General features: G+C 42.8%; 26 protein-coding genes and 1 pseudogene. 13 read left to right on the top strand and 14 right to left on the bottom strand.

Annotated elements, in window-relative coordinates; all coding sequences use genetic code 11:
• Nucleotides 1-240: 240 nt before the first annotated feature.
• Nucleotides 241-594, top strand: a complete 354-nt coding sequence (locus myaer_RS13485) for a membrane protein (RefSeq protein ID WP_046662466.1) — start codon at nt 241-243, stop codon at nt 592-594.
• A 54-nt stretch (nt 595-648) separates the two neighbouring features.
• Here the strand turns inward: myaer_RS13485 and myaer_RS13490 are convergent, their stop codons facing one another.
• The 5 genes from myaer_RS13490 to myaer_RS13510 are packed head-to-tail and all read right to left on the bottom strand — an operon-like array spanning nt 649 to nt 5,082.
• The gene (locus myaer_RS13490; protein ID WP_046662467.1) at nt 649-1,419 is read right to left on the bottom strand and encodes an ABC transporter permease; all 771 of its coding nucleotides are present in this window, start codon (nt 1,417-1,419) and stop codon (nt 649-651) included.
• Between the two features lie 12 nt (nt 1,420-1,431).
• Nucleotides 1,432-2,640 (bottom strand): ABC transporter substrate-binding protein, encoded by a 1,209-nt coding sequence (locus myaer_RS13495; protein WP_046662468.1) that lies wholly within the window; start codon nt 2,638-2,640, stop codon nt 1,432-1,434.
• Nucleotides 2,641-2,644: 4 nt separating this feature from the next.
• Nucleotides 2,645-3,427, bottom strand: coding sequence for an ABC transporter ATP-binding protein (locus myaer_RS13500; protein ID WP_046662469.1), 783 nt, complete (start codon nt 3,425-3,427; stop codon nt 2,645-2,647).
• Nucleotides 3,424-4,539 (bottom strand): acyl-CoA dehydrogenase family protein, encoded by a 1,116-nt coding sequence (locus myaer_RS13505; RefSeq protein ID WP_046662470.1) that lies wholly within the window; start codon nt 4,537-4,539, stop codon nt 3,424-3,426. Before myaer_RS13505 ends, myaer_RS13500 begins: the two co-directional genes overlap by 4 nt.
• 12 nt (nt 4,540-4,551) lie before the next feature.
• On the bottom strand, nt 4,552-5,082 hold the full coding sequence (locus myaer_RS13510; protein ID WP_046662471.1) for a DUF4242 domain-containing protein: 531 nt from the start codon (nt 5,080-5,082) through the stop codon (nt 4,552-4,554).
• A 371-nt stretch (nt 5,083-5,453) separates the two neighbouring features.
• Between myaer_RS13510 and myaer_RS13515 the strand changes: the two genes are divergently transcribed.
• A complete protein-coding gene (locus myaer_RS13515) occupies nt 5,454-6,821 on the top strand; it encodes a serine/threonine-protein kinase (RefSeq protein WP_046662472.1) in 1,368 nt (455 codons plus the stop codon).
• Here myaer_RS13515 and myaer_RS13520 read toward each other — a convergent pair.
• From myaer_RS13520 to myaer_RS13530, 3 genes and pseudogenes are all read right to left on the bottom strand, one after another.
• Nucleotides 6,813-8,252: an aminotransferase class I/II-fold pyridoxal phosphate-dependent enzyme gene (locus myaer_RS13520; protein WP_046662473.1), complete on the bottom strand. Its 1,440-nt coding sequence runs from the start codon at nt 8,250-8,252 to the stop codon at nt 6,813-6,815. The genes myaer_RS13515 and myaer_RS13520 overlap by 9 nt on opposite strands.
• Nucleotides 8,253-8,382: 130 nt before the next feature.
• Nucleotides 8,383-8,598, bottom strand: a pseudogene (locus tag myaer_RS22695) (RNA-guided endonuclease TnpB family protein); the annotation flags it as partial.
• A gap of 14 nt (nt 8,599-8,612) precedes the next feature.
• Nucleotides 8,613-9,194, bottom strand: coding sequence for a hypothetical protein (locus tag myaer_RS13530; RefSeq protein ID WP_046662474.1), 582 nt, complete (start codon nt 9,192-9,194; stop codon nt 8,613-8,615).
• 205 nt (nt 9,195-9,399) lie between these two features.
• On the opposite strand from myaer_RS13530, the gene pyrH reads away from it, so the two are divergent.
• The 4 genes from pyrH to myaer_RS13550 all read left to right on the top strand — a co-directional run bounded on the left by pyrH (nt 9,400) and on the right by myaer_RS13550 (nt 12,225).
• The gene (pyrH, locus tag myaer_RS13535; protein WP_002762234.1) at nt 9,400-10,122 is read left to right on the top strand and encodes a UMP kinase; all 723 of its coding nucleotides are present in this window, start codon (nt 9,400-9,402) and stop codon (nt 10,120-10,122) included.
• A 13-nt stretch (nt 10,123-10,135) separates the two neighbouring features.
• Complete coding sequence (frr, locus tag myaer_RS13540) at nt 10,136-10,657, top strand: ribosome recycling factor (RefSeq protein WP_374704973.1); 522 nt, start codon at nt 10,136-10,138, stop codon at nt 10,655-10,657.
• A 348-nt stretch (nt 10,658-11,005) separates the two neighbouring features.
• Complete coding sequence (locus myaer_RS13545; RefSeq protein WP_043996335.1) at nt 11,006-11,296, top strand: nucleotidyltransferase family protein; 291 nt, start codon at nt 11,006-11,008, stop codon at nt 11,294-11,296.
• 164 nt (nt 11,297-11,460) lie between these two features.
• Nucleotides 11,461-12,225, top strand: coding sequence for a hypothetical protein (locus myaer_RS13550; RefSeq protein WP_149039033.1), 765 nt, complete (start codon nt 11,461-11,463; stop codon nt 12,223-12,225).
• 157 nt (nt 12,226-12,382) lie between these two features.
• On the opposite strand, the gene myaer_RS13555 is transcribed toward myaer_RS13550, so the two are convergent.
• Nucleotides 12,383-13,240, bottom strand: coding sequence for an Rpn family recombination-promoting nuclease/putative transposase (locus tag myaer_RS13555; protein WP_046662477.1), 858 nt, complete (start codon nt 13,238-13,240; stop codon nt 12,383-12,385).
• A gap of 278 nt (nt 13,241-13,518) precedes the next feature.
• On the opposite strand from myaer_RS13555, the gene cbiD reads away from it, so the two are divergent.
• The 5 genes from cbiD (at nt 13,519) to myaer_RS13580 (ending at nt 19,749) form a co-directional block, all read left to right on the top strand.
• Nucleotides 13,519-14,631 carry a cobalt-precorrin-5B (C(1))-methyltransferase CbiD gene (cbiD, locus tag myaer_RS13560; protein WP_046662478.1) on the top strand — a complete coding sequence of 371 codons (1,113 nt, stop codon included), beginning with the start codon at nt 13,519-13,521 and terminating at the stop codon, nt 14,629-14,631.
• A 155-nt stretch (nt 14,632-14,786) separates the two neighbouring features.
• Entirely contained in the window at nt 14,787-16,412 is a 1,626-nt protein-coding gene (guaA, locus tag myaer_RS13565; protein ID WP_046663774.1) for a glutamine-hydrolyzing GMP synthase, read from the top strand.
• An 88-nt stretch (nt 16,413-16,500) separates the two neighbouring features.
• Nucleotides 16,501-17,742 carry a DUF262 domain-containing protein gene (locus myaer_RS13570; protein ID WP_046662479.1) on the top strand — a complete coding sequence of 414 codons (1,242 nt, stop codon included), beginning with the start codon at nt 16,501-16,503 and terminating at the stop codon, nt 17,740-17,742.
• 14 nt (nt 17,743-17,756) lie between these two features.
• The gene (locus tag myaer_RS13575) at nt 17,757-18,395 is read left to right on the top strand and encodes a HEPN domain-containing protein (RefSeq protein ID WP_046662480.1); all 639 of its coding nucleotides are present in this window, start codon (nt 17,757-17,759) and stop codon (nt 18,393-18,395) included.
• An 85-nt stretch (nt 18,396-18,480) separates the two neighbouring features.
• Nucleotides 18,481-19,749, top strand: coding sequence for a DNA cytosine methyltransferase (locus tag myaer_RS13580; RefSeq protein ID WP_046662481.1), 1,269 nt, complete (start codon nt 18,481-18,483; stop codon nt 19,747-19,749).
• A gap of 88 nt (nt 19,750-19,837) precedes the next feature.
• Here myaer_RS13580 and myaer_RS13585 read toward each other — a convergent pair whose 3' ends face one another.
• The 5 genes from myaer_RS13585 to myaer_RS13605 form a co-directional block, all read right to left on the bottom strand.
• Nucleotides 19,838-21,457, bottom strand: coding sequence for a S8 family serine peptidase (locus myaer_RS13585; protein ID WP_046662482.1), 1,620 nt, complete (start codon nt 21,455-21,457; stop codon nt 19,838-19,840).
• Between the two features lie 44 nt (nt 21,458-21,501).
• Nucleotides 21,502-22,587: a calcium/proton exchanger gene (gene cax, locus myaer_RS13590; protein ID WP_046662483.1), complete on the bottom strand. Its 1,086-nt coding sequence runs from the start codon at nt 22,585-22,587 to the stop codon at nt 21,502-21,504.
• The gene (locus myaer_RS13595; protein ID WP_046662484.1) at nt 22,584-23,045 is read right to left on the bottom strand and encodes a cupredoxin domain-containing protein; all 462 of its coding nucleotides are present in this window, start codon (nt 23,043-23,045) and stop codon (nt 22,584-22,586) included. The genes cax and myaer_RS13595 overlap by 4 nt, the downstream gene beginning before the upstream one ends.
• A 162-nt stretch (nt 23,046-23,207) precedes the next feature.
• Complete coding sequence (locus tag myaer_RS13600; RefSeq protein ID WP_002757875.1) at nt 23,208-23,516, bottom strand: DUF6679 family protein; 309 nt, start codon at nt 23,514-23,516, stop codon at nt 23,208-23,210.
• Between the two features lie 485 nt (nt 23,517-24,001).
• On the bottom strand, nt 24,002-24,844 hold the full coding sequence (locus myaer_RS13605) for an alpha/beta fold hydrolase (RefSeq protein ID WP_046662485.1): 843 nt from the start codon (nt 24,842-24,844) through the stop codon (nt 24,002-24,004).
• 233 nt (nt 24,845-25,077) lie between these two features.
• Between myaer_RS13605 and myaer_RS13610 the strand changes: the two genes are divergently transcribed.
• Nucleotides 25,078-25,530, top strand: coding sequence for a hypothetical protein (locus myaer_RS13610; RefSeq protein WP_046662486.1), 453 nt, complete (start codon nt 25,078-25,080; stop codon nt 25,528-25,530).
• A gap of 192 nt (nt 25,531-25,722) precedes the next feature.
• Nucleotides 25,723-25,995, top strand: a complete 273-nt coding sequence (locus myaer_RS13615; protein WP_046662487.1) for a lipopolysaccharide assembly protein LapA domain-containing protein — start codon at nt 25,723-25,725, stop codon at nt 25,993-25,995.
• Nucleotides 25,996-26,001 lie beyond the last annotated feature (6 nt).

The following is a 26,001-nucleotide window of genomic DNA, read 5'->3' on the forward strand; positions in this document are numbered from 1 at the left end:
ACCTAGCAAGGGGTAAGAGTTTTCGGGATGGGGTTGACCCTGAGAGAAGCCGAAGGGCGGTGTCATTTTCCCAGATTTCATTATAACCGGAGGATCTATACCCCGATCCTCGTTTTAGCTCCCTCTCCAAAATCTATGGGACCACAGCTTCATCCCTCTTCAGTCGCCTTCATCCCGATCATCTAAATTTTCCGCTACAATCGAGAGTACTAAGACTCAGGCAATTGTAAAGTAATATTAATGATAGATTTTAATACTCTCGCTGAATTTTCCCGCAACTATTGCGTCTCGATTTGTGCCTTTTTAGTACCCGCTAACTTAGTAACCACCCTTTTAACGGTTCTTTTTCTCTATTTCGGTCGTCCTACCCGTCAAATCTTCCCCATTGCTTCCCTAGCTTTGTTGTTCGCTGTCACCATGTTTCTCCACGTCGCCACTTGGTTAATGATTGGTGTGGTTATGGCCCCCACTTTTATCCTCTTTGGACTGGGTTTAACCTGTTTTGTGATCAATTTTCAAGCCATCAGCGATCGCCAAAGCTTGGAACAGTTATTACACACCGGGGTTAGTCGTCTGGCCCGCTCTTTCAACTAAGGAAAAGTGCCAAGACTTCTCACTTCCCACTTCCCCCATAGTTGAACCAATAGGCTAATCTTGATGCGTCCAAGAGCGATGGGCCAGACGCAAACCCCAATCGAGCAGATAACCAATCGCGCCAATAACGAGAATCACCGCCATCAACTCTGAATAAGCGAGTCGATCGCGTGTATCGAGAATATAATAACCCAAACCCGCACTAACCCCCAGCATTTCCGCCGGGACAAGAACGATCCAGATAATACCGATAGCCAAACGGAAACCAGTTAAGAGATGGGAGAGGATCGCAGGCAGAATAATCTGGAAAACCGTTTCCCCTCGCGTAGCACAGAGACTGCGGGCTAAAGTCAACCAAGAGCGATCAACCGCATTAACCCCAGCAGCCGTATTGAGAAGGATCGGCCAGATGGCCGCCACCGTCAGCAAAAAATACACGGGTAGATCACCAATGCCCAAAACCATCACCGCTAAAGGCATCCAAGAAAGGGGCGAGATCATGCGTAGAAATTGAAATAGGGCCGACAAAGCCGATTCAAGGGAGCGATACAACCCGATTAATATCCCCAAAGGCACACCGATGGCACTAGCGAGAACCAAGCCCACAATAACCCGGCGGCAACTGGTGAGGATATGGGGCATAATCTCCCCCCCAACAAAAAGACGTAATAAAGCGACAAAAGATCGCTCAGGGGAAAAATCATTTAAAATCGCGTTTGAGTGCCATAGAGGACTGGTAAATAGCCACCAGAGCAATAATCCAAAACCGATACCCCATAAGGGTAGTAAAGCTCTTGGCGGGGAGGTCAAAGATTGTGACTTCATAGGTTCGGATTCTTAAAATTTGATCGTCTCGATGCGGGAGAGATTATTCGGTAAGCCGAAAGCTTTCGGTCCGCCCACCTGTTGCAAGGCATTACGGACAAAAGAGTCATCCACGAGATCCCGCGCCACCTGTCGGGGTTGCAGTTTTTGGAGAAAATCCGTATTTCCTTCTACCTGAGTGGTTTTGAGCAAGCGTACCAGTTCCTCCGTATAGGAAGGGAAAGGATAGGGCTGGAAATCGATCCGGTTGACCTGCCAGTCTGGATTCTCGATCGCTCCGTCTTTTTTATAGAAATTGCGATCATAGTAAGTAAGCGCCCGTTGCAATACTGGCAGCGGGTGAGGGGTATATTTTCCACCATCTTTAGAGAGAATCCGGGCCACTTCCGAGCGATTGCCCCGGGACCAGAGTTGGGCTTTAACGAGGGCGTTTACCACCCTCTGCGTCCATTGTTTCCGTTGCCTAATATCCTCCTCGTGAACAAAGACAACGCAACAGGCGTGATTCTTCCAGACATCGCCGGTGAAACGGAGCACCCTACCGGTTTTTAGATTTTCCGCCGCTGCGTTGAAAGGTTCAGCAACGATATAACCACCGATGCTCTTATTGGCGAGGGCTGATACCATATCCGGGGGCGGGAGAACCACTAGATTAACCTCGTTAGAAGCGATCGGCGCGTCTTTGGGTTTGCGAACTATTTTCAGCCCGTTACGTTGTAAGAGTTGTTGCAAGACCAAATTATGAATCGAATACCAGAAAGGAACCGCGATCGTTTTGCCTCCCAATTCCCTGGGATTTTCAATATCGGGAAGGACGGTGAGGGCTGAACCGTTGGTATGGTTCCAAGCGACGATTTTAGCGGGGAAATTGCGCGCGTAACGAATCCAGATCGAGGTGGGAAAAAGAACATGAATAACGTTCACCTGCCGAGCGAGAAAGGCTTCAACAATCTGCGCCCAAGAGCGGAATAGGCGCGGTTGTTCTGTAGTTAAACCTTCCGCTTGATAAAGTTTTCGCGAGTGGGCCACCAATAGGGGGGCGGCATCCGTAATCGGTAGATAACCGATTTTCACAGGCTGATCTTTGGCATTGGCGTGAACAGGGAGATTCCAATTATCGGCGGCGATCGCTGCCCCGAAGGAACTGGTAAACAGTGCCGAAAGTTTCAGGAAATCTCGACGGCTCATGCCGCAACAAGCACAATTATCGTGTAGGTTCATAGATTTACAGTGTCATCACAAGGGCTAATTCTTGAAAAATTGACAGGCGTAGATCACTCAAAAGCTTGGCTGACTCGAAACGGGGTTTCGGCATCGTGATCGTCCATTCTCGGCGGATGCCCACCGGATGACGGCCCATGAGAAGAACTCGATCGGCCACTAATAGGGCCTCGTCGATGTCGTGGGTAACGAGGAGAACCGTGCTGTTATAGAGAGCTATGACTTCTAGGAGGAGTTTTTGCATCTCGAAACGGGTGATCGCGTCGAGGGCGCTAAACGGCTCATCCAGGAGCAGGAGAGAGGGGCGGCGGGCGAGGACGCGGGCTAGAGAAACTCTCTGAGCCATACCGCCCGATAGTTGATGAGGATAGGCACGCTCGAAGCCCTCTAGTTTGACGCTTTTAACGGCGGTGTGAACCCTTTCGCGCAATTGCTGATGATCGAGGCGGGGCATCCGCTTTAATTTCAAACCAAAGGCCACGTTTTGCCAAACGGTTAACCAAGGTAAAAGGGCGGGGGATTGAAAGACGATCGAGCTGCGGATGTCTGGTGCTTGTAGGGGTCGTGAGTGCAATTGTATTTCTCCGCCATCGGCACTTTGCAAACCAGCGGCGGTAGCAAGGAGGGTAGATTTACCGCAACCACTGGCCCCGAGCAAACAAACCACCTCACCGCAGCGCACCTGTAGGTTAATATCCTCAAAAACGGTACGGTAGCCATGGCGGGTTTTATAGCGTTTATGGAGATTTTTTAGATTGAGGACGGGGTAATCCGTGGCGATACTCATTCCCTCACCCCCGCTCGCTCGAGTTCGCCAGTGAGAATTTTATCGGTAGAGGACTGACGTTGTAATTCTCTTTCCAGTTGAATCAGGCTCGGAGTTAACACTGGTAAAAAGGCGACCTCGCGCAGCCGTCGGGCCGTGTCGCTATTACGAAAATAGCCTTTTCCTCCCTTAATTTCCGCTTCTAACCCTACGGATTCCACCGCTAACCGGGTAATGTCCACTCTGAGGGTGAATAGTTGGCGTGTTCGTCCGAGATCGAAGCTTTCTAGGGTGCTGAATTGCTCGATTGTCTTTTCTAGACGAGTCAGACGCTCCCGGGCGAAGAAATAACGATCGCTGGCTACCGCTGCCTTTCCCCCTAAACTTTTCTCTGTCTCCGCGAGGGATTTACGCGTAATGCCAAGGGCCAGTCCGCATTGTAACAGCAAGAAACAGGGGCGGACTGAGGGTAAAAATTTTGCTGCTTCCAAGCTGATAATCCAGTCGTGAGATAACTGAACTCGATCGAATTCAAGGGTACTGGTGCGGGAAGCTTGTAAACCCAATAATTGTAGGTCTTCACCCCGTTTTAACCCCTCTGCGAAGGAGGGAAGGGCGAGGATAAGAGTTTCTCCCGATGTAGTTTGAGCGGCAACGGCCACTATAAATTCTCCCTTAGAGTCGAGGTTAGAGGCCCAGGGCAGGAAGCCATTAACAGTGACGTTTTCTCCCTCGATCTTTGCCTGTAAACGCAGCTCCTCGATCCCGCCGAGGTACTTCATGGCGTTGGAGAGTCCTGTGGCTCCGGCTATCTCTCCCTTGAGAACAGCAGGTAGAATTTTGTTTTGTAGGTAAGTGTTATTACTGGCGGCCAGATATTGAATGAAGACGCGCTGACACCAGAAAACAAAACCGGTGGTCAGGCAGCATTGGGACACAGAGGAGATCGCCTCTACTGCCTGTAATAAGGAGCCACCCCGGCCTCCTAAGTTTTCAGGTATAGCATAGCCGAACCAGCCCGATTCTCCTAGCTTGGTTAGGGCCCAACCGACGTTGAGATTAGCTGTACCGTTGTTGAGGTCAGTGGCTCTTTCTTCCAGAAAAGAAAGAATTTCGGAGCCTCGATCGAGCATAATTGTTCTCTCCTAGGGGTGAATATTTTCAATCGAGGTCAAACTATCTATAGGTGCGCCGACCACTTCTCTGGCTCTTTTTACCGCCGCTTCATCGGGACTATCGTAGAAACAGAGACATTTACTCAAGTCTTCGCAAACATAGGTACGCTCGAAACTGACTTCCGGCACTTGAGCATAAAGGGGGGTTTTCTCGGCTTTTCGTTGCAGGTAAGTTTCCATCGTTAGCCCCGGAGGTAAATTCCACTGTACTAGATAGTTGGCTTTGTCTTTGCGCTCTCGCACAGTGGCTAAGTCCTGCCCAATCAAGCGCATTTCCTTGATTAGTTGCCAACCTAGCCCAGCGTTTTCTAGTACTTGTTCGAGGGAGGCGCGATCGATCGCTTTGATAATCAGGAATAACCGCCCTTCTGTTTCACCGATTAGGGCTTCGATTAATTCTCCCTGGGATTTTGATGCCAGTGTGGCAATGCGCTCCAATATCTCGCTCACCTCTTCTTTTGTCCTTTCTTGTCGATCATCCTCTACTAGATATAGAGTCATAATTCATCTCAAATACATTTACAATACATTTGAGTTTAATGTCTTTGAGAAAAAAAAGCAATATTTTCAAGAGCCTCAAAACGAGGTGACACGGGAGGGGATGGTTCAAGACCGTTTCGCTCAAGTCGTGGCCAGAACCCTTGCCTTGGGTGATATGCGTAACCCGATTTTTTCGATAATCGCCCTTATCTGGCTGGATTTTTTTCAGCCAAAGACTTGACAAACTCCAAAATTTCTGCTAACCTTGTAGTAGAATGGGAATCCGTGTCGGCCTACGAACGCTCTTTTTAACCCTTTCTCAAGAATAAAAATTTTAACCCGAATTGCCGGTAGTAGCTAAACTAAGAGCAGTACCACGGGAAACGGTGACTATGGAAGTTATTTGTACGCGTCCCCACTGTCCGAGACCGCGTAATCAATGCCCAGACCTAGACGATAGCAATCGCTTAACCTCGATCGAGCAGAAATATTGTACTGCTTGCGGGATGCCATTAATTTTAGGGGGACGTTATTTGCCGGAACGTCTATTGGGAAAAGGAGGATTTGGGGCGGCATTTTTAGCAGTAGATCGTTATAGTCCCACAAGAGCTAGATGTGTAATCAAACAATTTCAACCTTCCGGTAATTTAAGTCCGCAAGCTTTAGAAAAAGCGAAAAACTTATTTTTTCAAGAAGCGCGGGTTTTAGAAGATTTAGGAAGAAAACATCGCCAAATCCCTGATCTCTATGCTTTTTTCCCTTTAACAGTCAAGAATCAATTAACGGGAGAAGAAGAGCAATTTTTCTATCTGGCCCAGGAATATATCGACGGTAAAAACCTAGAAGAAATTCTCCAACAGCAACAAAAACCCTTTCAAGAAAGTGAAGTTAAAAACCTTCTCCAAGAATTACTTCTTATCCTCAAATTTATCCATGAAAATGGTTCCATTCACCGGGATATAAAACCATCTAACATCATGCGCGACCAAAATGGTCGCCTCTATTTGCTCGATTTTGGGGCAGTAAAACAGGCTACCAATAATCCCAATAATACACAAGAGAAATCCACAACAATTTATTCAGCCGGATTTGCTCCTCCCGAACAACAATTAGGCAATCAGGTATCGGCAGCCACGGATTTATATGCCCTAGCAGCTACCTGTGTTATGCTCTTAACTAATCGCGATCCTGACGAGCTATACGATCCGCGAAAACAGGTCTGGAATTGGCAAAATTATGTCTCGAACATCAGTGCAGATTTAGCACGAGTATTCAATAAAATGTTACTGGCAAATCCGCTGGATCGATTTCAATCCTGTGAAGAAGTTTTAACCGCTTTAAATACACCTCCCCCATCTCCTCCACCTTCTCCAATTCCTCCACCTCCTCCAGCTTCTCCAGTGATTAGAAAAACTTCCCGCTTTTCTCTTGGGGAAACTTTCGCTAATGCTGCCTTTACAGGATTTGAGGGGACATTATTAGTAGTTGCCTTAAATAGTTTAGTCCCCTCGGCAGGAATTGTCATCGCCTTTATGATCTTAGGTGGCTTAGTTTTGGCATTATTTAAAAAAGTGATTGAAGGAAAAGATCTACCAATTATCGCAGCAATTACCCTCACCCTCCTCTTCTTTCTTTCGCGACTGCAAGGAAGCCTAAATTTTCCTGAAATTGCTATCATTGCCGTGATGGCAGCCATCGGAGCAATTGCTATTACCGCCTTTTTCCGGTTAATATATCAGATAATTTTGCGATTATTTTAAAACCCTAAAAGTTGCAAAATTATCATCACTACCGCCAGTAATCGTGCCACCGAGGTCTAAAATAGTTTGCAGATAGTCGAGGATTTCCTGAGAAATTAACTCTCCCGGCATCAAAACGGGAATACCGGGGGGATAGGGACAGATAACATCGGCACTAAGACGATCGAGGGCATTTTTCCGGGATACTATCTCTGTAGGGGCAAAAAAAGCCTTTCTAGGAGAAATAGCCGAATTTGCCGTGACTGGAGGAGGAGTGGGGGGTAAACTGGTAGAGCAAGGGGATTGAAGGCATTGAAAAGCAGTAATTAGGCGATTAATGTGTTCGCGATGATTGCCGATGGAGATAATAAAAGTAAGTTGGCTTAAAGTCGGTAATTCCGCCGTGACAGCGTATTTTTCTCGCAAAATATCGTCTATTTCGTAACCAGTTAAGCCAAAATCTTTGACGATTACCGTTAAACGAGTGCGATCGAACCAGTGACAACCCGGGATAGAATGGGGAAAGTCTAAAACAGAGATATTAGGGATTTTATCGAGTTCTTTTCGGGCAGTAGCGGCTAAATCGAGGGTTTTGGTTAGTAAATCTAGGCCTTGCGTCGCCATTTGCTTTCTAGCACTATCAAGGGAGGCGAGAAGCAAATAACTAGGGCTAGTGGTCTGAACTAATTGTAAGGCTCGATCGACTTTTTCGGAACTAATGCGATCGCCTTTTAAGTGTAACATCGATGCTTGAGTTAAGGCCCCTAAAACCTTATGGGTGGACTGAATAGCCATATCGGCGCCGAGAGAGAGGGCAGCCGGAGGTAAATCGGGATGAAAGGCAAAATGGGCCCCGTGAGCCTCATCAACGAGCAGCGGGATGGAATAATGATCGGTAATCTGGGCGATAGTTTCTAAGTCACAGCAAACCCCTTGATAGGTGGGAGAGACTACCATCACCGCTTTGGCATCGGGATGGAGTTTCAGGGCATTTGCGAGGGATTGGGGGGTTATATTTAAATTTAGATCGATAGTGGGATTATATTCGGGATTGATAAAGATAGGTTGCGCCCCGGAGAGAATTAAGCCCGAAATTGCCGATTTATGAATATTTCTCGCCAAAATAATTTTATCTCCCTCGTCGCAAGTGGCTAAAATCGCCGCAATAATGCCACAACTGGAACCATTGACCAAAAACCAGCTTTTATCTGCCCCAAATGTCTCGGCTGCTAAAATTTGCGCTTCTTTAATCACTCCCGTCGGGGCAAACAAATTATCAAGGTCGGGTAATTCGGGTAAATCGGCTTTAAAGACGTTTTTTCCCAGTAAATTACTTAAATCTTCCCCGATTCCTTCCCCCTGCTTATGCCCTGGAGCATAAAATGGTACATCTAAACTATTGACTTTTCTTTGCAGTTGTGCTAATAACGGAGCGGATTCTGACGAAGGCATTGTGGGAAGGGATTGGGAATTAGGAATTATGAATTATCAAGTGGGAAGAATAAATAAAAGCTGACTCCTGACTCCCCAAAAGGAAAACTTCGTAGCTCACCATTAAGATAACTGCTCTAACATCTCTAGGGACATTTAAGGCTTTTTGGTCCCTATGTCCACAGCAACAGTCAGACTTTTGGCTTTGTTGGTTGCCATTGAGAAATTAAGCGAGAATACCGACCATATTAAGCGGATTTCGCCGATAGCATATCTCTGGAAGAACGCCATCCTAAGTCTGATATAGCACGGGATAGCTTACGGTTTTAACCATTCCCGATGTGTTGAAATCTTCTAGAACTATCGTAGTGAAAAAGCCAATTAGGCAAGGGATTCTCCCACTTCTAAGAGGGGACAAAAGGGAAAATAGGGAGAAACCGTCCAACGATAGAATTTTTTGCTGCTGGTGGACTGGAGATTAAAACGCAGGGAAACAAAGGGGAAAAAGGGAGATACGGAACAATTCCAACTGAAAGCCGGCTTAGAAGTGGTATTATCGCCCTGCAAAGACCAAGCGGGGCATTGAAAAACCTCCAGGACGAGGGATTTTCCTTCATCGGTAACTTGAGCGCAGCTGCGACTAATGCCCGAAACCAAACAGAGACTATTACCGATACAATTGTCATTAGAAGCCACAATCAGGAGATTTTCCCCGGTGGTGGTTAGTTCAAAAGCGATAAAATCTCCAGCTTGCCAACGACTAAGGACTTGTCCCTGGGCATTCTGGTAGATAGCGCTGCAGTTTTCGGGATCGAGAAGACGATTACTATCGGGGTCTAAGTAACCGCAAACCTTGCCCATCAGACGAGTTCCATCCTGAAACCCATACACCCAATCAAAGGTATTGATGTTAGCGGCCTTTTGATTGTTTTTGTTAACCAATAGTAATCGATCGCTGACCACGGTTATTAATTCTCAATAAAACTAAGCTTCTCTTGATAACAAAGGTATCACTAAATACTAATTTGCCAAGGAAAAGATTTATTAATCTTAACTTGTCGGCCCCGGGGGAGAGTGAACTGGTCAGCTTAAATCAAGGCCAAAACCTGCTATCTTATGGGGAGACAAAAATTATCTAGATCTTGTTTTAGCGAGTGGTAGTAAGGGCATGGCGTACAAGCGGGTATTATTAAAACTGAGTGGGGAGGCCCTGATGGGCAATCTCGGCTATGGGATCGACCCGATGGTGGTTTCCGCTATCGCTCAGGAAATCTCCGAAGTGGTTGACCAAGGCATCCAATTGGCGATCGTGGTCGGTGGCGGCAATATTTTTCGCGGGGTGAAAGCCGCCTCGGCCGGCATGGATCGGGCTACGGCCGATTATATTGGTATGATAGCAACAGTCATGAACGCCATGACCTTGCAGGATGCCCTAGAACGAGCGCAAGTACCGACCAGGGTATTAACGGCGATCGCTATGCAGGAATTAGCTGAACCCTACATCCGCCGGCGGGCCATCCGTCATCTGGAAAAAGGTCGGGTGGTGGTTTTCGGTGCGGGATCGGGTAATCCTTTCTTTACCACCGATACCACGGCAGCCCTGCGCGCTGCCGAAATCGATGCGGAAGTGGTGTTTAAAGCGACGAAAGTGGATGGGGTTTATGATTCCGATCCCTCTCACAACCCTAACGCGCGACGCTTTCAAAGTCTCACCTACGGTCATGTGCTGACCCATGATCTGCGGGTGATGGACGGAACTGCGATCGCTCTGTGCAAGGAAAATAATATCCCGATAGTCGTTTTCGATCTGTCGGTGACAGGTAATATTGTTCGCGCTGTCAAAGGTGAACCCGTTGGAACATTGGTAGGAGGATTCTGTGAAGTTAGCTGAAGTTCAAGACCATATGCAGAAAACCGTCGAATCAACCCAGAGAGGTTTTAATACGATTCGTACTGGCCGGGCAAATGCTTCTCTTTTAGATCGGATCATGGTGCAGTATTATGGCATGGAAACTCCCCTCAAGTCCCTGGCCACTATTAGCACTCCCGACGCAACCACGATCGCTATTCAACCCTTCGATCGTACCAGTATGGGGGCGATCGAAAAGGCGATTTCTCTCTCGGACGTGGGTTTAACCCCCAGTAATGACGGTCAGACCATTCGTTTGAATATCCCTCCCCTCACTAGCGATCGCCGCAAGGAATTGGTCAAATCGGTGGCGAAATTGGCCGAAGAGGGAAAGGTGGCGATCCGCAATATTCGCCGGGATGCGATCGATGCTATCCGTAAACAGGAGAAAAGTCACGAGATTTCTGAGGATGAATCCAGGGATTTACAGGATCAGGTGCAGAAATCCACCGATAAATTTATCGCCAAAATCGAGGATTTATTAGCGACAAAAGAAAAAGATATCATGACGGTTTAAGTTTTTTTCTACTCAGGGATAGAACAGGCTTTTTGTCTGTTCTATTTGGCTTTTTATCTCTATTTAAAAGGTATAGAGGAGTGGGAAGGTTTGGGGATGAAGTCTTTCAGTATCGTGGGCATCTCAGGTTATCGAAAATTCGGGTTTAAAACCCCCTAGTTTTATGATGGGGTAATGTGCTTTTGCTTACACTGATTTTTGATTTTTGGGAGTCATATAAGACAAGACAGTAATTCCTGGTAAAGGTCATCGAGCAAAGAATTTATAGATTAGTAAGAAAGAGTCCATTTTTCTCTAAAAATAGGAAAAACTCATCTTGCTTAAAAAAATATTCGGGAAATTATGAAAATGAAACGCTATCAACTTCTTCAAGAAAAACGAGAGAATATTATAAAAATTGCTCGAAAACATGGAGCATTTAATATTCTAATATTTGGATCAGTTGCCAGAGGAGAAGACGGTAATGACAGTGATATTGACTTTTTAGTAGAAATGGAACAAGGGCGCAACTTATTAGATAGAATTGGTTTAATTCAAGACTTAGAAGATTATTTAGGCTGTAAGGTTGATGTGGCTACTATTAACAGTTTACGAGATTGTTTTCGGGAAAGAATCATGAAAGAGGTGATTCCTTTATGAATGATGACTTAATTTATTTAGGTGATATTTTAGACAGAATTGAACGAATCGAATCTTATACACAGGAGGGAAAAGACAGATTCTATCAATCTTTATTAATTCAATCATCAAATTATTGCCAATGAAAAGAATTACAATTAGTTGACAACATGGAGGTTAAACAAGTGAATCAAATTATTTGTATCGGCGATTGCATTGCAGGAAAAACACATCTTTGTCTAGAAATTCTTAATCCTGATGGTCATTATATCAAAGTTGTAGAACCCGATTATAAATTCATGAAATCTTTTATACTTGACGATAGAGGAATTACAATAGCCGGAACAAGAAACGGAGGAAAATGCGGGTTTTCTGAAACATATATGGAGTTTAAGGCTTATTTAACAGCTGGTCTTCAAACAATTGACTTAGATATAATTGATACATTAGGAGAAATTTGGCGAAAATCTTGGCAAGATGTTCATGATGAGATGTGGCAAGAAACATTAAATAAAATTCAGACAGCAGATGCGGTTTTAGTTATTTTAGAACCTTATCGAGAGATTATTAATCCTGAAAAAGACAATCTAGATCATTTTATTACTCGTCAACAATGGATCAAAAGATTTGAAAAATGGGTTGACTTTTTGCTCAAAGAATGCTCTCAAGTTTCTCACTTATTAATCTGTTTAAATAAAGTGGATCTCTGTCCGATTAATCTCACGGAAGAAGCTAAAAAACTAGCTTATGATCCTCATTATCAATACCTTAATTGGCAAGAAAAAGACAGTTATGTTTATCATCGTTATTTTACCCCCGTACAGTCTCAAATTCAACGACTAAATCAGCATCGAAAAAAGGCTGCACGTTTCTTTATTACTAGCATTTATCAGCGAGATTTACTAGAACTTCCGTTAATTTATATCAGTAGTTATGTAAATTTCTCTTAATTATTTCAAGACAACTTTATTATACAATGCTATAGGCGATCGCTTTGATTTAATTCCTCAAATATAGCGTTATTGGTTGTGTACGGGTAAAATGCTATGATCAGGAAAGAAAATTTTCATCAATGACAAGTATTATTTATTAGATTGCAGGGTGTAACTATCTAATATTTTTTTTATTTTCTTCAAGATAATTAAACCAGTTAATTAAATCAGATTGAGAGGTAAAATCTAATAAAGCTTCTCCTAAATCTTCTAATTGTTCTAAAGATAATTCTTGAATTTTGTTGACCCAATCAGTTGAAATATTACCAACTCGGCGATTAATTTGTTTAAGAATTAGATTGGCTTCGCCTTTTTTAAAGCCTAAAATCTCACCTTCTGTGATTCCTTTAGCGAGAATTTCTTGATAAATAACCGATTCCTTCATAATTTCCTCCTTGAGTAATCTTTTAATGATAGATTGATTTAAAACTAACCCTGCAATAATACCAGTTGAGGCAGCAATGTTATTTCTCTCTATGTTATCAGAAATTTTTTCAATTTGACGAGCTACTTGTTGTAATACTTTTTCTGGATTATCAGTTTGAGACAACACCGCAAACGGAAGTAAACCTGATACATCTAGAAAAGTTTCACTGGGAACTTCCCAGAGTCTAACTACATTATAACGATGTTGTAGTTCTAATAACTCAAAGGTATTAATTTTGACAGCAGCAGATTGATTTTTTCTCAGATAAATAACCACTTGATAAACTCTTTTTCGAGGAAACCGACGATAAATCCTCAGACGATAATCAGCCATTCTAAAAGGAATATCTTCTTTCGGATCTGTCTGAAATTCGATGTGAAGAATTAAGTCTTCTGATTGTAAAAAAATCAAACTATCTACTCTAATTGGATCTAGCAGTAACTCAGTCGGTTCCAACTCGGTTAATGTAATCGGTTCTCCGATTAACCAAGTGGCTATATCCCTTGAAAAAAGTGACGCTAAGATTCGACAAACATTATCATACATTCTTTCATCATATCATAAATTAGTCTCATTGTAGAATTTGCCATCTCAATTGTTAAGCAACAATCGACCAAATAAGTCGAGTTTGTAACTATTCTAATTGCTAGTATCCCTTAAAATTCTTATAGGCAAGTGTATCACAAAATTGGCCAATTGCCAATAGCGTTTGACATCCTCTGCACCCAGGGTGAGGATGTCAAACAATCATCAAAAATAGCAGAGGTTGCCCCTTAGTTATATAATGAGATCACGGCTAATTTGATTGGCTATCGATCCTATTCATGTCTATCTCCCCACCCCGTTCCGGTTACACTTTACCAGTTTTTGCCTGTGCCAGTGCGATCGCATCTCTCCAGCATCTCCACGGCGAAAATGAGCTAAATTCCGTTACTTTTAATCTTTTAGAACCGCCAGAAGCCGTTACAATTGCCATCGAACAAGTTGCCCGACTCAACCCCGATGCTGCCCTAGCCATCACCCGCAGCGATCCGGGGGACAATTTAGATTTAACTAGAAATACCCCTATATGGGCGTTAGTAGAAATAAAGACGGGTAATCAAGAGATAGAGATTCAAGGCGGCGAAGGAATCGGCCTACAGATTGATAATGGTGGAAAATCAGCTATTTATAGTTATGCCCAGCGTCTGCTGCAAGAAAACCTCAGACCCCTGTTACTGCCCCAAGAAAGCATCAAAGTGACGATTATCCTGCCGGAAGGCAAAAAACTGGCCACAAGGACTTCTAACGCCGCTTTTGGGGTGGTAGAGGGATTATCTTTGTTGGGTACCACTGGCATTTCCCAACCCCTGAGCGCTCCCGGACAGTTGGAAATCTTTCGCGAGCAATTAAAAATTTTATCCCGTCGTTTCGATCGCTTGGTGTTTTGTATCGGGGAAAATGGCTTAGATTTAGCCACTCAAATGGGCATTAATCCTGATATTTTGGTAAAAACAGCCAATTGGATCGGGCCGATGTTATTAGAGGCACAATTACAGGGAATCTCTGAAATTCTTTTGTTTGGTTATCACGGTAAATTAATTAAACTTGCCGGGGGAATCTTTCAGACTCACCATCATCTGGCCGATGGTCGTCGGGAAATTCTCACCGCCTACGCCGCTAAAATGGGTTTAGCTACCCCCCATCTCCGGCAAATTTTTGACAGTAGCACCAGCGAAAACGGTCTGGAATATCTGCGTCAATTAGACCAGCAAACGGGCGATAATTGGGTGGAACGCATCTATGGAGAAATGGCTAATACTATTGATCGCCGTTGCCAAGAATACGTTTATAACCACAGTAACGGTCATCTTGGGGTCGGTTGTATTTTATTTGATCGCTCTCGTTCTTTGATCAGCAAAAGCGAAAATGGCCTTAAATTTTTGCAAAATCTATAAGTTACTCCCCAGTGACCGTGCTATGATCGTGGGAATATTTAGTTTTAAAAAATGAAACTAATAAGGCTAGACTATTATAGCTTATTTTCAGAACAATAGCCGATTTAGGTTACAAATCTTTAACCTTTTCCTGCCAGTTTCTTTTTTTGATCGCAGTGACAACTCAAACCCCCCTTCCTACCCCTCAAGAGACTTTGCCCTCAGAGTCCTTCACTAATAGCCTTAATCGTCAAATAATCATCATTCTTGACTTTGGCTCCCAGTATTCTGAATTAATCGCCCGCAGAATCAGGGAAACGAACGTTTACTCCGAAGTTCTCTCCTATCGTACCAGTGCCGAACAATTGGCCCAAATCAACCCGAAAGGAATAATTCTTTCGGGCGGTCCCAATTCCGTCTATGATCCGGGGGCGCCCCACTGTGATCCCGAAATTTGGAATTTAGGTGTACCCATCCTCGGAGTTTGCTACGGGATGCAATTGATGGTACAGCAGTTAGGGGGCAGGGTAGAACGGGCAAAACGGGCCGAATACGGCAAAGCATCCCTATTTATCAACGATCCTACCGATTTATTAACCAATGTCGACAACGGTTCCACCGCTTGGATGAGTCACGGGGATTCCTGCGTGGAATTGCCCCCAGGTTTTCAAATTCTCGCTCATACCGATAATACCGATTGTGCGGCCATTGCCGATCACCAGAAAAAACTCTTTGGAGTGCAGTTTCACCCGGAAGTTGTCCATTCTGTGGGAGGAATCGCCTTAATTCGCAATTTCGTCTATCATATCTGCAAATGCGAACCCACTTGGACCACGGAAGCTTTTGTCGAGGAATCGATCCGAGAAATTAGGGCAAAAGTGGGCGATAAGCGAGTTTTATTGGCTTTATCTGGCGGTGTGGACTCCTCTACCTTAGCATTCTTGTTGCATCGAGCGATCGGTGATCAACTAACCTGTATGTTTATCGATCAGGGATTCATGCGTAAGGGTGAACCAGAACGATTAATGCAGATATTTAACGAGCAATTCCATATTAGAGTCGAGTATGTCAACGCTAGAGAGCGATTTTTAGCGCAAGTGGCCGGTGTCACCGATCCCGAAGAAAAGCGCCGTCGTATCGGCCATGAATTTATTCAGGTGTTTGAAGAAGAATCGAATCGTTTGGGACCCTTTGATTATCTGGCCCAAGGAACTTTATATCCCGATGTGATTGAATCGGCCGATAGTAATGTCGATCCCAAAACCGGGGAAAGAGTCGCGGTTAAAATTAAAAGTCATCATAACGTTGGTGGACTGCCGAAAAATCTCCGGTTTAAATTGGTCGAACCCCTGCGAAAATTATTCAAGGATGAGGTGAGAAAATTAGGTCGATCGATCGGTCTTCCGGAAGAAATTGTTCGTCGTCAACCTTTCCCCGGCCCTGGTTTAGCGATTCGCATTTTAGGGGAAGTCACCGCAGATAAATTAAATATTTTGCGCGATGCAGATTGGGTGGTGCGCGATGAGATTAATAAGCAGGGAATGTATCACGATTTCTGGCAAGCTTTCGCGGTTTTATTGCCTGTCCGCAGTGTGGGAGTGATGGGAGATCAACGCACCTACGCTTATCCTATTGTCCTACGTTTAGTCAGCAGTGAAGACGGAATGACTGCCGATTGGTCGCGGGTTCCCTATGATTTATTGGAGACAATTTCTAATCGCATTGTCAATGAAGTTAAGGGAGTTAACCGCGTGGTTTATGATATTACTTCTAAGCCACCCGGAACTATAGAATGGGAGTAGTATTGAATTATTGATTGATTGTTATTCCCGTCCAAATATTGGGGCGGGATTTTTGCAGAATAGACAATTGAGGAGATTAATTACTACCATGGCACAGTTAGAGATGTTGGAAGAAAGAGAAGAGGTGGATTTTGCGGAAGAAGAAGAAGATATTGAAGGAGAATCAGCAAACCAAAAAAAGCTACAACTCAAAGAAATCTCCGAGACTGTTGTTGCTGGAAGTGATTGGACTACCGCAACGATCCGCGATCAATTAACTCGAGAAAATATTCAACTCAATCCGCGCTTTCAAAGACGAGATGCTTGGAATATTACTCGTAAAAGTCGATTTATTGAATCCCTAATTCTAGGGTTTCCAGTCCCACTGATTGTCTTAGCTGCTAATAATAAGGAAAAAGGTAAATTTATCGTTCTTGATGGCAAACAACGCCTACTAACAATTTTACAGTTTTATGGTGACAGTGACACACCTAATAATAGTTTTACTTTAAAAGATTTAGAATTTCTAGATAATCTCAATGGCTGCCAATATCAAGATCTAAAAAATGACTTCAATTTAAATGATTTCTTAGACCAACTGGATAATCAAACTATCCGCACGATTGTTATCCGTAATTGGAAAACGGAGAGTTTCCTCCATAAAATTTTTCTGCGTCTCAATGTGGAAAATACCCCTTTGTCTTCTCAAGAATTAAGACAAGCATTACACCCAGGGGGTTTTATTAATTTTTTAGATGATCGAGCGATCGAAAGTCAAGCATTAAAGAAAATATTTAAATCTTCCTATCCCGATTTCCGGATGCGCGACACTGATACACTATTGCGTTATGTAGCTTTTCATTATTATTTATCCGATTATCGCGGTGATGTTAAGATACTTCTAGATAAAACCTGTCAAAATTTCAATCAAGAATGGGAAAAACGCTCAGATGAAATTATCAATGTTGTTGATCAATTTGAAAAAGCTGTCCAAACAACAATTAATATTTTTGGAGAGAAAAACTTTTCTCGTCTCTGGTTATATAAAGAAGGAAAGTATCGAAGTCAGTTCAATCGAGCAATTTTAGATGTGATGGTTTTTTACTTTTGCGATGATCTAATTAGAGCAGCTGCCGAGAAAAACAAAGAACAGATAGAAAATGCTTTTAAAGAATTATTATCTAACCCTGACAATGAATTTAGGAACTCAGTAGAAAAAACTACTAAAAGTATTAGAGCAACTTACAATCGTTTTAATTTATGGGGTCAAGCTTTATCAAAAGTATTAGATATTAACTTCAATATTCCTCAGATGGAAGACAATCGTATTATTTTTAAGGGGTTAAGATAGTTAGTTTTTTTACTATGCCGAAATCTCTAAGATTTAGACAACTAACCAAAGAATTGAATCGACTAAAAAAACAATTCCTACCTCGTAAATTTAGCGAGATAAATGAATATTCTGAAAGACAATTAGCTTTAACTTTTGCCTATCGAGTTTTTGCTCATGCTGAGATTGAATCTTATCTTGAAGATCGAGTTTGGGATACAGTACAGACAGCAAAAAATATCTGGGATAATCAAGGTAAAGCTAGTGGAGTTTTGTTATGTGTAATCGCTTTTTCTGGTCAAGAAATGGAAGCTCCTCCCGACACCCTTACTCCTCTTAAAGGTAAGAAAAATCTGCCTGAAGATAAACTAAAAATAACTAAAAAAATTGACATAGTGATTAGATGTTTTAAATCAGTTATCGATCAAAATCATGGGATTAAGGAAACTAACCTATTAAAATTACTCTTACCAATCGGCATCGATAGTGATGACTTAGATAAAGTTTGGTTAGCCAATATGAATACTTTTGGAGAAGAACGCGGTGAAATCGCTCATTCTTCGGCAATAAAAACGAAAAAACCGCCTAACCCTGCCGACGAATTAGAAAGAGTTAAACAAATTATTCAAGAATTAGAGAAAGTCGATCAATTGATTACTAATTTGCTCAAGTAATTCCACTCTTAATAAAACTTAAATTGTTAATTATATCAGAAATACAGTATAATAAAAGGCAGACAATAGAGAGCTAATCATCAAAGTGAAACATAGACCAATTGCGATCGATTTATTTGCCGGCTGCGGTGGGATGTCCCTTGGTCTAGAAGCGGCGGGATTTGATATTGCTGTAGCGGTGGAGTTTGATGCAGTCCATTCCTTGGTTCATCATTTTAACTTTCCCTATTGTCAAACTATTTGCCGGGATATAGCCAAAGTAACAAGTAGAGAAATATGGGAATTATTAAAACTAAAAGGCTATGCCACCGATGTTAGTTTAATTGCCGGTGGTCCCCCCTGCCAAGGTTTTTCACTGATTGGTAAACGACAAATAGATGATCCTAGAAATTCTCTTGTATTTGAATATCTGCGGATTGTAGGGGAAATTAAACCAAAGTATTTTATCTTTGAAAATGTCCCCGGCATGGCGACGGGTAAACATAAACAATTTTTAGAGGAGTTAATCTCTGAATTTGAAGCTATTGGCTATGCAATCAATCAGCCAATTAAAATCCTTGATGCCAGTGAATACGGCGCACCACAAAAGCGCAGAAGATTAATCTTAATTGGTAGTCGAAAAGACGTGACGATGGCTAAATATCCCCTGGCAAAGACCGTCGATTTGAACTGGGCCAAAAAATCAGCTTTTACCAGCGTCTATGATGCGATTTCAGATTTAGAATTAATACCGGCCTTTATCGATACTGATTTAGGCATACCCGCATCAAAATTAGATTATAGTGGTAAGAGGAAAAAATATTCAGTGCAGCCAAGGGATATTTTTAAACTTTGCCATCAAAGAACAGTAGATACAAAAATCTATGGACATATAGGCTCAGTTCATACCCAAAGATCAATTGATAGATTTATCTTAACCGAACCGGGTACAGTGGAACCAAAAAGTCGCTTTTTCAAGCTTTCTCCCACTGGTTTATGTAACACTCTCCGGGCCGGAACTAATAGTGATAAAGGGGCCTATACTGCTCCTAGACCCATTCACTATTCTATTCCTCGTTGTATTACTGTACGAGAAGCCGCCAGATTACATACATTCCCCGATTGGTTTCAGTTTCACCGCACAATATGGCATGGTTTTCGTGAGATTGGTAACGCAGTTATTCCGCTATTATCGAAAGAACTTGGCTCCTCTGTGATGGGAGCAATGAATATCAATACCGCTAATCTCAACCGAGTTATTTTAGAAAAAATGCCCGAAGACTTATTGCTGTATAATATGTCTCAGGCATCAAACTATTGGGGAATCTCTGACGATGTTATCCCGAAAAGAAAACGAGGTGTCTCTCAGAGATAGTACGATTAACTGCCAATCGAACTTGACAAACTCGCTCCCATCTTCTCACTCTCCTATACTTTTTAAACAGGATTTACTATCATTTTTATTATTCGGGAACCGTCCACCAAGCGAGAGCAAAAGCTTGTTCTTTCTCGTTAACTTGTTGACGATATTGAACCCGAATTTTATACTTTCCAGAGATGGGGACAGGACAAAAAATATGCTCTAAACTATCACTATCACTCAGGGAAGCACAGGTGTATTTAACATTATTATCCTCTTGAGCAGGTAACAGATAAACATCTAAATTATTCAAGCCGCGATCCTGGAAACTTTCATCGATATCATAGAGATTATTGCGATTAGTATCGATTAGTTCTACCAAACGATCCCAAGCTAAAGTTATCGAAACAAAACTATTAGCTTTTAAGGGCTTCTCTAGGGCATAATCTTGATAACTATTAGCGGTAACTGTAGCGTAATCCCAACCAATGGCAGGAATAGATTCTGTGGCGGACCATTGACCATTACTAAACTGTTGGTAGGCGCGAAAAGTGTTAAGATGTCCCGTCCCCATCTGCATATCTAAAGGAATTTTCGGGTTCTTATAAGCATCAGACTCTAACCAAGTTTTTTGGTCTTTAGTTAAGACTGTCCGTCTCATACCTAACCGTAACCCATCCCCCGTATCTTTAATTTTATCGGCAGCATTAAGCATTACTGCCTTCATCACTTGATGATGACGAGAATCGAGACTCCAATGGGGATTTTTTTGATTAATTTGTTGATCGCCGTATTCTTGTAAAAGCGCCACGGATGCCGTAATATGAGGAGCGGCGAAACTGGTGCCACTAACAGTATTTAATTTACCTTTGAGGTCATAAAGCTCTATTTTATTGCCGGGGGCAACTAAATTAATTGACCGCCGCAAACCATCATTAATTTCCCGTTTAATTAAACTGCGACCAATACCCACCGGTAAAGCACTAATATTAGCAAAATCAACTTTAGTAAATTTTCCTTCTCTTTTGGCTGTATAGGCGGTAGTAATGCCGTTAAAATGATCGGTGGGAATGGGAATTCCTCCCTTACCTTGATTACCGGCAATTACATAAAGAACATCATCAACTCGCGATGACCAATCAACACATTGAGTTAATAAAGCTTGACCATCTAATTTTGGTTCCTGTCGCTGATCTCTTTGCAAAGATTCCCCAAAACTAAAGTTAATTGCTCGCACATCACCGCTATTTTGTCGGGCAATATTTTGACTGGTAAGACATTCTTCCGGTTGTCCGCCGCGTCGCAAAGAACCCACCGCCCCCGAATATAATCTCGCTTTTGGGGCCACTCCGGGGATTTTTTTATCATCACTGACCATCACCGTTGCCACCATAGCGGCGTGATTATCGAGATAGGTGTTGGGTTTGGCAATTTGATCGCGAAAAAAAACACCAGCTAATTTATAGGGAGGCTGCCAAGCTGCCACTTTATCATAACCGAACTGAGCCGGTCGGCCGATTTCCACTTGACCAATGGCAATTTTTCGCCCTAATAAATTATAGGGTTCCCCCCGCAGGCGATCGGCATAAATTCCCTGTTCACCGATGGAATTAGAAAGAACTAGGGAAGGAAGCAGAATTATCGTTACTACTAACCCGACGACAAACCAAAACCCTCTTTTCATCATCAGCAATCCTGCGGCGGTAAGGTGATATCGATCCATTTTAAGACAGAAATCTCAGAAAATAGCGAAATCTCTTTTTTTTGCTAGGTGGGATGGTAATAAAAAGCCACGGACAAAATTAAATAGGTGGCTAGTAATAGGGTTCCATCTAACCAATTGGAACGACCAGTAAAGCTGATTAAATTAGTGACAACCACCGCTACAATTAAAGCCACCACGTTAAAGGGATTAAAGTTTAAATCCATCGGTTGCTGCCAAAATTGACCGATAAAAACTAATAAAGGAGCCACGAATAAAGCCACCAATAAACTATCCCCCATCGCCACGGAAACCGTTAAATCCATCTGATTTTTTAGGGCTAATTGAGTGACGGTAACTATTCCAGAAACATCGCTAATTAAAGGAATAAAAATCACCCCGATAAAGAGAGGAGTGAGATTAAATCCTTCCATAACCGATTCCACTACATTAACAAATAAATCTGACTCATAGGCTACAGCTACGGTGGAAGTAAGCAGCACAAGTAACCAAATCCACACTTGAGCTTTTTCTTCCTCACTAACCTGATTGTCGGGGGTATTTTCGTTACTTAATCCCACTTCGTAGAGATAGCTATGGGTTTTGAGGGAAAATAATAAAGTTAACCCGTAAACTATTAATAAAACCGTAGCGGTGACTAGGGAAAGACTGAGAATATCGGCAACTTCCACCACGTTAGAAGTATATATTACCAAAGTTGGTAAAGCGATCGCTATTACTGCTAAAGTCATGGAAGAACCATTTACCCGCGCTAAAATCGGTTTAAATTCTTGCTCTTTGTAGCGAATTCCTCCCGTGAGCATTCCCATGCCCATAAATAATAATAAATCGCTGAGAATACTACCGGTAATACTGGCTTGTACGATGTCCACCAAGCCTTTTTTTAAGGCAATTAAGGCAATAACTAAAGTGGTAGTATTACCGAAGATAGCATTAACTAATCCTCCCAAAGTTGGCCCGGTGACTACGGCAACCCTTTCGACAGCCGTACTTAACCAAATTGACAGGGGAATGATCGATAAAGCGGCAGTGATAAAAATAGCTTGATCTCCCCAATTAAGACGACTAGCGACCACCGATAGGGGAATAAATAATAGGAAAGCAAAGGAGACAATTTTTCTTAAATTCATGGGTTATTAATGGCGATTTCTCCCACCATTCCCGCTTCGGCATGACCCGGAATAGTACAGATTAATTTATACTTACCAGTTTTGAGAGGAACTATGACCCATTCTGCCTGTGCATTAGGTTTTAATTCTAGTTCGTGAATTGCCCCTTTAATCTCCACTTTTCCCGCTTCAACTTTCTGCGTCCAACTAGCATCAGCGAAGTCTTTAGCGGTAAAATAATGTTTAGTGGGACTGGGATTATCGAGGATTAATTTGTATTTTTGCCCAGCAATAAAGTCTAATTGACTAGGAAAGAATTTTAATTCTCCTTGCCCGGAGCCTAGACTAATTTTAACTTCTAGAGGGGCGGATCCGGCAAAGGCCGGAAAAGTTACTAACCAACAACTAATTAAAACTATTACTACTGCCACAAATTTTTGATAGATATCCTTGGCATGGAAGTAGGGACTAGAATTCATTTTGCTCCTCCAGCTTATAATAGAGAAAATCCGGCGGCTTTGACGATAATTTTAGAACAAGTGGTGATTCTTTCCGGCTCTCTTCCCTTCCATTCCCTAAAAGTCCCTTGGCCACTGTTCAAACCGCGGGACTTCTAGCCACTGTCAGTTAAATCGACAAAATTAATCTAAGCTATCGGGAGAATGGGGATAAAGTTGTTCTGCTTCTGGACAATCTTCCGAGACATTAATATCAGGATTCGTCCGCGACACCGATGCCAGTTTTCTGCTCACCGCACCGATACTTTCTAAACGCACCATTTCTTCCCAAGAACTAATTTCGTCTTCTTCTTCTGTTTCGTAGCGAATGGTGACGAGATCGCTTTCTAGATCGACAATACGAGCATTATCAATCCATCTTTGCTGATCGCGCAAGAAAATGCAGACTTCCTGACCATCCATACAGAATTGATAAATCTTGCGGTGTAACATAAATTGCTCCTAAACAGCTTCTTTTGTTGGATTTAACTAACGGGAAGTGAAAAAATGCCAATCTCAGCAATAGCTCAAAAATTCCCGCGGATAACACAAAAGGGAGAAAAATTCCGCTAGTAGTGGCAAAAATGGGAAAGAAAAGTCAGGTTTCCGGTTTGGGGCTACGTTCTTTAAAGACATCGATTCGATTAATAGACGGCCTCGGCGATCACTAAAAAATCGCCCTTATAGAGTCATTGTGACATAAATTTTCACTTCCTAACAGTATCTGTGGATGGAATGGGGAAATGGGGGAATTTCACCCAAAACCCTAAAACCCCAACACCTAACACCGATGCTGATTTAAGTAGCTGGTTATAATTAAATTAAAAATGGATTTTGCCTTTAATCCCCCCTGCCCCCCTTGATCAGGGGGGTGCCGATAGGCGGGGGGATCCCCCCTGCCCCCCTTGATAAGGGGGGTGTCTGACAACTTTTAACGCCTACCTACTTAAAATAGCCATCATCTTTTCGGCCACCGCTGCTGTTTGTTCGAGCATGGCAAAATGACCACAACCGGATAACTCAATCACGTTGCCGCCAGTTTCAAACAAGGGATGAAAACTGGCCAGATGGTTAACGTACTTAACTTCCATAATCGTATCCTCTTTCCCCGCCAGAAAATAGACCGGTTGCGGGAGACGGGAGACAATCTGGGGTAAAAGATGAACTTCGCTGATAGTGGTGGTTTCCAAAAGTGATCCTAGGGCTGCTTGGTAATCGGCCCGGACAAAATCAATCACTCGCTGTTTGCCCCATTTTTTACTTAGGGTTTGCTTGACCATCATCCGCGAGAATAAAACATCAATCAAGGGAACACTAGGCAACCAAGGCGGTCTTCTCTGTAAAATCTGTCTTCCAGCTTCCCGAAATCGCTCAAATTCCTCCTTTAGATAGATGCCGCCGCCGGCATTCATACAGATTACCCCTTTAATGCGTTCAGGACAGATATCCGCGGCCCACAAAGCCACACTGCCACCGAGGGAATGACCGACTAACCAAGCAGCATCGAGGTTTAAGCGGTTAAGAAGGGTGATAACGTCTTGGGAGTAGGATTCAAGATTATAACTACTAGGAGGACTGTTAGAGGTGATTTTTTGGGAGTCGCCAAAGCCCCGGAGATCGTAAACTAGACAGGGATAATCTGGGGAGAGAATATCTACCAAAGGCTGCCAGTAGTGACGACTCAGCAGCCAACCGTGTATAAAGACTAAAACCGGTTTATCCGCTCGGGGCGAAAATAACTCGTAACTGTGGGATACTCCCGATATGTCGATGGTAGGCATATAATCAATCTCAACCTAAATTAAACCGTTGATAGGGGTTACTAGGAAAACTTCTAGGGAAAAATAACTGTATTTAGCCTTGTTTATAGAGCAGAATCAGGGAAGCTTAGGATATTCCCCCCTATAGCTGATGACTAACCGCTATAGACAATTTCAAAAGCTTCTACTTAAAGTATAAAACACTGGAGATACCTCTCTAAAATAGGATAAAAACCCTAGACCAGGATTCATCTATGAAATGCGATCGCTTTTTGACTTTTTCCCTAGTGTTAAGTCTGGGATTAGCTTTTCCCCCCTCTTTACCCGCTCAAAATCCCCCCGCTACCACCTTTCAACCAGGTCCTTGGCAGCCGGTTGCGAGGGTGAATATCAGTCGTCCTGTGGAGATTAAAATTATCAATCAAACCGATATTGACCTCAATTATGACCTATCGGCCAATATTGATTCCTCTCCCCAATTATTATCTCCTGGTACGGAGACAACTCTAAGAGGTTTGGTAATTCCAGCATATATTCTGATTAATCGAGCTAATGCCGCCGCGGATCGCTATTCTTCTAGTTTAATCTATGCCGTAGAGGTCAATGATGATAATTTAGTCACGATTACTGTCACCAAAGTTCCGGGGAGTACCCCCGGTTATACCACCTTTAACATCAATCAACAGGGTGCTATTTATATTTACTAGCTCTAGCTTAGGGCGATCAGACTACAATTATATGATCGCGATCGAGATTTATTTGAGATCGATCGACAATTGTAACGTTTTAGTCAATTAACGGTAATTTCCGCCCCACGGAGGTTAAGTTAATAGGGGTCTAACTCCCAAATTAGCCTACAAAAGATTAAAAAATCTCCTACAAACCTGGCGAGGACAAGCATGAATACAATCACTAATTTTTTAGCTAGTGCTATTGTCGGTGGTTGGATTATGACTATGGCAGTTTTTGCCATCCAAAATATCCAACCAGTTTCTTTAAAGTTTCTACAATTTGAGTCAATTAAACTACCCATCGGCATTTTATTGGCTTTTTCTTTGGCAATGGGATTTTTTATCGCCGCAGTTATTCCCGCTTTTTTGCGAAAGTCGAAAAAATCTCCTCGCAGTCGCTTTTCTCCCCCAGAATCGGGGTTAGACGAGTTTGATTTTTAAATAGGA

The sequence above is a fragment of the Microcystis aeruginosa NIES-2549 genome (assembly GCF_000981785.2).
Classification (GTDB): Bacteria; Cyanobacteriota; Cyanobacteriia; order Cyanobacteriales; family Microcystaceae; genus Microcystis; species Microcystis aeruginosa_C.